Raw genomic sequence first — 5,262 nt, 5'->3', positions numbered from 1 at the left:
CAAGCGCGCCGAGGCGGTGGTCACCCCGCTGGTCAAGGCCTGGGAGGGCTTTGCGCTGCGGCCGCTGCAGACCCGCCTGTCGCCCGCCGTGGCCATGGCCGCCTGGCTGACCCAGGGCGAGGCGCCGGCAGGCTTCAGCATCGACCGCGAATGCGAGCTCAAGTCCCAGGACGAGATGAAGTCGGTGGTGCGCTATGCCCGGCATGCGCTGGACATCGACGAGGTGCGCGAGCACATCGCCCAAGGCAAGGCGCCCACGCGCCTGGCCATGACCTGGGCCGGCCGCGTCGGCTTCACGCTGACCGAGCAGGGTGTGATCCGCAAGCTGGCCTTCGAGGACGTGGTCTTCGAGGGCCGCCAGGGCTCGGCCGACCGGCCGGAAGAGGCCTTCGACACCGATGCGGCCATCGCCACCGGCGAGCTGTGCCAGCTGATCCCGGACCTGGTGGAGGCGCTGGACGGCGAACTCCAGCCGGGTGAACTGCCCAGCGAGCTGGCCGGACAGGCGCCCACGGCGGCAGCGGCGGTCGCAGCGGCTCCGACCCCGGGCCCCTCCACCCACGCTGCGCCCTCGCCGTCCGACGAACTGCCGCCCTGGGCCTGAAAACGGCCCCCGGCCGGTGTGATTCCGGTGCAGGGCCGTGGGATGATCCGGCCCTGAGATGACCCCGTCGCCGTCCGCCGCCACCGAGCCAGCCACGCCGTCCACCTCGCCCCCTGCCTCGCAGCAGGTGGTGAAGATCCGGCGCGACTACAACCTCTGGGTGGTCAGCGAGACCATGGAGGACTACGCGCTGCGCTTCACGCCGCGCGCCTTCCGCAAATGGTCCGACTGGCGGGTGGCCAACACCGCCTTCGGCGCCGCCTCCTTCCTGGTGCTGGAGGCGGTGGGCGCCACGCTGCTGGTGCGCTATGGCTTCGTCAACGCCTTCTGGGCCATCCTGGCCACCGGGCTGATCATCTTCCTGGCCGGCTGGCCGATCAGCGTCTACGCGGCCCGCTACGGCGTGGACATGGACCTGCTGACCCGAGGGGCCGGCTTCGGCTACCTGGGCTCCACGATCACCTCGCTGATCTACGCCAGCTTCACCTTCATCTTCTTCGCCCTCGAGGCGGCGGTGATGGCCTATGCGCTGGACCTGGCCTTCGACATCCCGCCGGCCTGGGGCTACCTGGTCTGCGCGCTGGCGGTCATCCCCCTGGTCACCTACGGGGTGACCCACATCAGCCGGCTGCAGGTGTGGACGCAGCCGCTGTGGCTGGCCATGCTGGTGCTGCCCTATGTCTATGTCTTTCGCGAGAACCCGGGCCTCATCGAGGGCCTGATGCACTACCCCGGCGAGAGTGGCCAGTTCGGCGCCTTCCAGCTGCAGGCCTTCGGTGCGGCGATGACGGTGGGCGTGGCCCTCATCACCCAGATGGGCGAGCAGGTGGACTACCTGCGTTTCATGCCCGAATGCCGGCCCGGCCACCGCCTGCGCTGGTGGACGGCGGTGCTGGTGGGCGGGCCGGGCTGGGTGCTGCCGGGGGTGCTGAAGATGCTGGGCGGCGCGCTGCTGGCCTACCTGGCCATCGGCCACATGGTGCCGGTGGAGCGGGCGGTGGACCCGAGCCAGATGTACCTGGCGGCCTACGAGTTCGTCTTTCCGCACTACGGCGTGGCGGTGGCGGCCACGGCGCTGTTCGTCATCGTCTCGCAGCTCAAGATCAACGTCACCAACGCCTACGCCGGCTCGCTGGCCTGGTCCAACTTCTTCTCCCGCGTCACGCACAGCCACCCGGGCCGGGTGGTCTGGATGGTGTTCAACATCCTGATCGCGCTGATGCTGATGGAGCTGGACGTGTTCCAGGCCCTGGGTGGGGTGCTGGGCCTGTTCTCCAACATCGCCATCAGCTGGATCATGGCCGTCGTGGCCGACCTCGTCATCAACAAGCCGCTGGGCTGGAGCCCCCAGGGCATCGAGTTTCGGCGGGCCTACCTGCATGACGTCAACCCGGTGGGCGTGGGCGCGATGGCGCTGGCCTCGGCCCTGTCCATCGCGGCCCACCTAGGCGCCTTCGGGCCGACCGCCCAGGCCTTCTCGGCCCTGATCGCGCTGGTCACGGCGATGCTCACCGCGCCGCTGATCGCCTGGGCCACCCGGGGGCGCTACTACCTGGCCCGCCAGCCCGAGCCGGTGCCACCTGCCGCGCCTGGCCTGGCCGATGGCGAGGGCAGCTACCGCCGCCTGCAGCGCTGCGTGGTCTGCGAGCGCGATTACGAGACCGAGGACATGGCCCGTTGCCCGGCCTACGGCGGCTTCATCTGCTCGCTGTGCTGCACGCTGGAGGCCCGCTGCGCCGACCGCTGCAAACCCCAGCCCCGGCTGGTGGACCAGGTCTGGGCGGCCTGGCGGCGGCTGCTGCAGCGCGCGCTGCCCCGGCGCCTGGCGCCCCAGGTGGACACCGGCCTGGGCCAGTACCTGCTGCTGATGGGCGTCATCGTGCCGGCCCTGGGGGCCCTGTTCGGGCTGCTGTACCACCAGGAGATGAAGGTGCTGGCCGAGCGCGGGGCGCAGTTCGTGCCCTTGCTGGCGCCTTCGCTGCGCGCGGGCTTCATCAAGGCCTATGCGGCCCTGCTGCTGGTGGCCGGCGTGGTGGCCTGGTGGCTGGTGCTGGCTCACAAGAGCCGACAGGTGGCGCAGGAGGAGACCTCCCGCCAGACCGAGGCCCTGATGCGCGAGATCGACTCGCACCGCCAGACCGACCTGGCCTTGCAGGCCGCCAAACGCGCCGCCGACACCGCCAACCAGGCCAAGACGCGCTATATCACCGCCATCAGCCACGAGCTGCGCACGCCGCTCAACAGCATCCTGGGCTATGCCCAGTTGCTGGAAGAGGACGCAGCCATGCCGGCCCACCGCCGCCATGCGGTGTCGGTCATCCGGCGCGGGGGTGACCACCTGCTGGGCCTGATCGAGGGCACGCTGGACCTGGCCCGCATCGAGGGCGGCAAACTCACGCTGGACCGCAAGCCCATGCGCTTTCGGGACTGCATGGGTGAGATCGCCGGCCTCTTCGAGCTACAGGCCGCGGCCAAGGGCATCCGCTTCCGGGCCGAGCTGGCGGCCGACCTGCCGGAGGTGGTGCGGGCCGACGAGCGCCGGCTGCGCCAGATCCTGATCAACCTGCTGGGCAATGCGGTGAAGTTCACCGCCCAGGGCGAGGTGGTGTTCCGCGTCCATTACGCGCGGGAGATGGCACGCATCGAGATCAGCGACACCGGGCCGGGCATGACGCCCGAGGAGCTCGAGCGCGTCTTCGAGCCCTTTGCCCGCGGCTCCTCGGCCGGCACGGCGGCCACCGGCGGCACCGGTCTGGGCCTGACCATCAGCAAGATGCTGACCGACCTGATGGGCGGCGAGATGACAGTGCGCAGCACACCGGGGCAGGGCAGCACCTTCGGCCTGCGACTCTTTCTGCCGGCCCTGCCGGCCGACACCCCCAGCGCCGCGCCGCCGCAGCGTCTGGCCCGCGGCGGCTACGGCGGGCCGCGTCGCACCATCCTGGTGGTGGACAACGAAGAGGCCGACCGCATGCTGCTGGCCGACCTGCTGCAGCCGCTGGGCTTCCAGATCGAGCAGGCGGCTTCCGGCGAGGAGTGCCTGCTGCGTCTGCAGACACTGCAGCCCGACGTGATCTTCCTGGACCTGGCCATGCCAGGCATCGACGGCTGGGAGACCCTGCGCCGCATCCGTGCCCAGGGCCTGAGCCAGGCGGCGGTGGCCATCATCTCGGCCAACGCCTTCGACAAGGGGCTGGACAACGACCTGGGCCTGCCGGCCAGCGATTTCCTGGTCAAGCCGGTGCGTCTGGGCGAGCTGCTGGACTGGCTGGGCCAGCACCTGGGGCTGACCTGGTTGCCCGGCGACGGGGCGGTGGCCGAAGCCCGTGAGGTGGCCCAGGCGGCCCAGCACCTGCCCCCGCCCGCTGCGCTGGCGTCCCTGCGCGAGGTGGTGGCGCTGGGCTACCCCCGTGGCGTGCAACGCCAGCTCGAGGCCATCGCCCAGGGCCACCCGGAGGCGGCGGCCTTCACCGAGCGGGCGCGCACCATGGCCCGCAATTTCCAGCTCGACGCCCTCCACGACTGGCTCAACCGACTGCTCGATGAACCCCGATCTGATCGCTGATGCCCGCGACGGCGGCCTGGTGCTGATCGTCGACGATGTGCCCGACAACCTGGCGGTGCTGCACGACGCGCTGGATGAATCCGGCTACACGGTGCTGGTGGCCACGCATGGCGAGGCGGCGCTGCAGCGCGCGGCCCAGGCCCAGCCCGATGTCATCCTGCTGGATGCGGTGATGCCCGGGCTCGATGGTTTCGAGGTGGCCCGCCGACTCAAGGCCGATCCGGCCACGGCCGGCATCCCGATCATCTTCATGACCGGCCTGACCGAAACCGATGCCGTGGTGGAGGCCTTCGCCGCCGGCGGGGCCGACTACGTGACCAAGCCCCTGCGTCCGCGCGAGGTGCTGGCCCGGCTGGCCACCCATCTGCGCAGCGCGCGCGACCAGCGCCAGGCCCGCAACGCGCTGGATGCCTTCGGTCACGCCACGCTGGTGGTGCGCGAGCGCGACGGCCGTCGGCTCTGGCAGACGGCGCTGGCGCGGCGGCTGATGGCCGAGGTCTTCCCGGAGATCCCTGAACTGCTGCTGCCGGCCGAGGTCTCGACCTGGCTGGCCCGTGAGGGCGAGCGCCGCCGTGCCGGGGGCGAGGCGACGCCGCTGCAGCTCACCCGCGGCGGTCGGCGCCTGGGCTTTGACCTCCACCCCATGCCGGGCGACCAGGGCAGCGAGGGCGAATGGCTGCTGGTGCTGCGCGAAACCTCGGAGGCCGCGCTGACCCAGGCCCTGATGCAGGCCCTGCCGCTGACCGCCCGGGAGGCCGAGGTGCTGCACTGGGTCATCCAGGGCAAGACCAACCGCGACATCGGCGAGATTCTGGGCACCAGCCCGCGCACGGTGCACAAGCACCTGGAGCACGTCTTCGAGAAACTGGGGGTGGAGACGCGCACCGCAGCCGCGGCCCTGGCCCTGGGCAAGCTGCGCCGGGGGGGCGAGGGCGCCTGAAGGCGCTTGGCGGCGCTGGGCCGCTCAAGCGAAGCGGCGTGCCTCGCTGGGCAGAGGCGTCACCAGGCGCCGCTGCCGGGCTTCCAGCACCCGCTGCACCAGTTTGCAGACCAGGCGGGCCTGGTTCTCGTCGATCTCGGTGCCATCGACCAC

General features: G+C 71.2%; 3 protein-coding genes. All 3 read left to right on the top strand.

Annotated features, from left to right (window positions below; genetic code table 11):
* The coding region (locus I73_RS27800) for a recombination-associated protein RdgC (RefSeq protein WP_022981029.1) at positions 1–604 on the top strand (604 nt) is incomplete at its 5' end.
* A 58-nt stretch (positions 605–662) separates the two neighbouring features.
* On the top strand, positions 663–4,169 hold the full coding sequence (locus I73_RS13130) for an ATP-binding protein (protein ID WP_022981028.1): 3,507 nt from the start codon (positions 663–665) through the stop codon (positions 4,167–4,169).
* Positions 4,147–5,109, top strand: coding sequence for a response regulator (locus tag I73_RS13125; RefSeq protein WP_022981027.1), 963 nt, complete (start codon positions 4,147–4,149; stop codon positions 5,107–5,109). Before I73_RS13130 ends, I73_RS13125 begins: the two co-directional genes overlap by 23 nt.
* Positions 5,110–5,262 lie beyond the last annotated feature (153 nt).

This window comes from Ideonella sp. B508-1, assembly GCF_000333615.1.
In the GTDB taxonomy this organism is placed as follows: domain Bacteria; phylum Pseudomonadota; class Gammaproteobacteria; order Burkholderiales; family Burkholderiaceae_C; genus Ideonella.
This window is presented reverse-complemented; position numbering and strand designations above follow the sequence as displayed.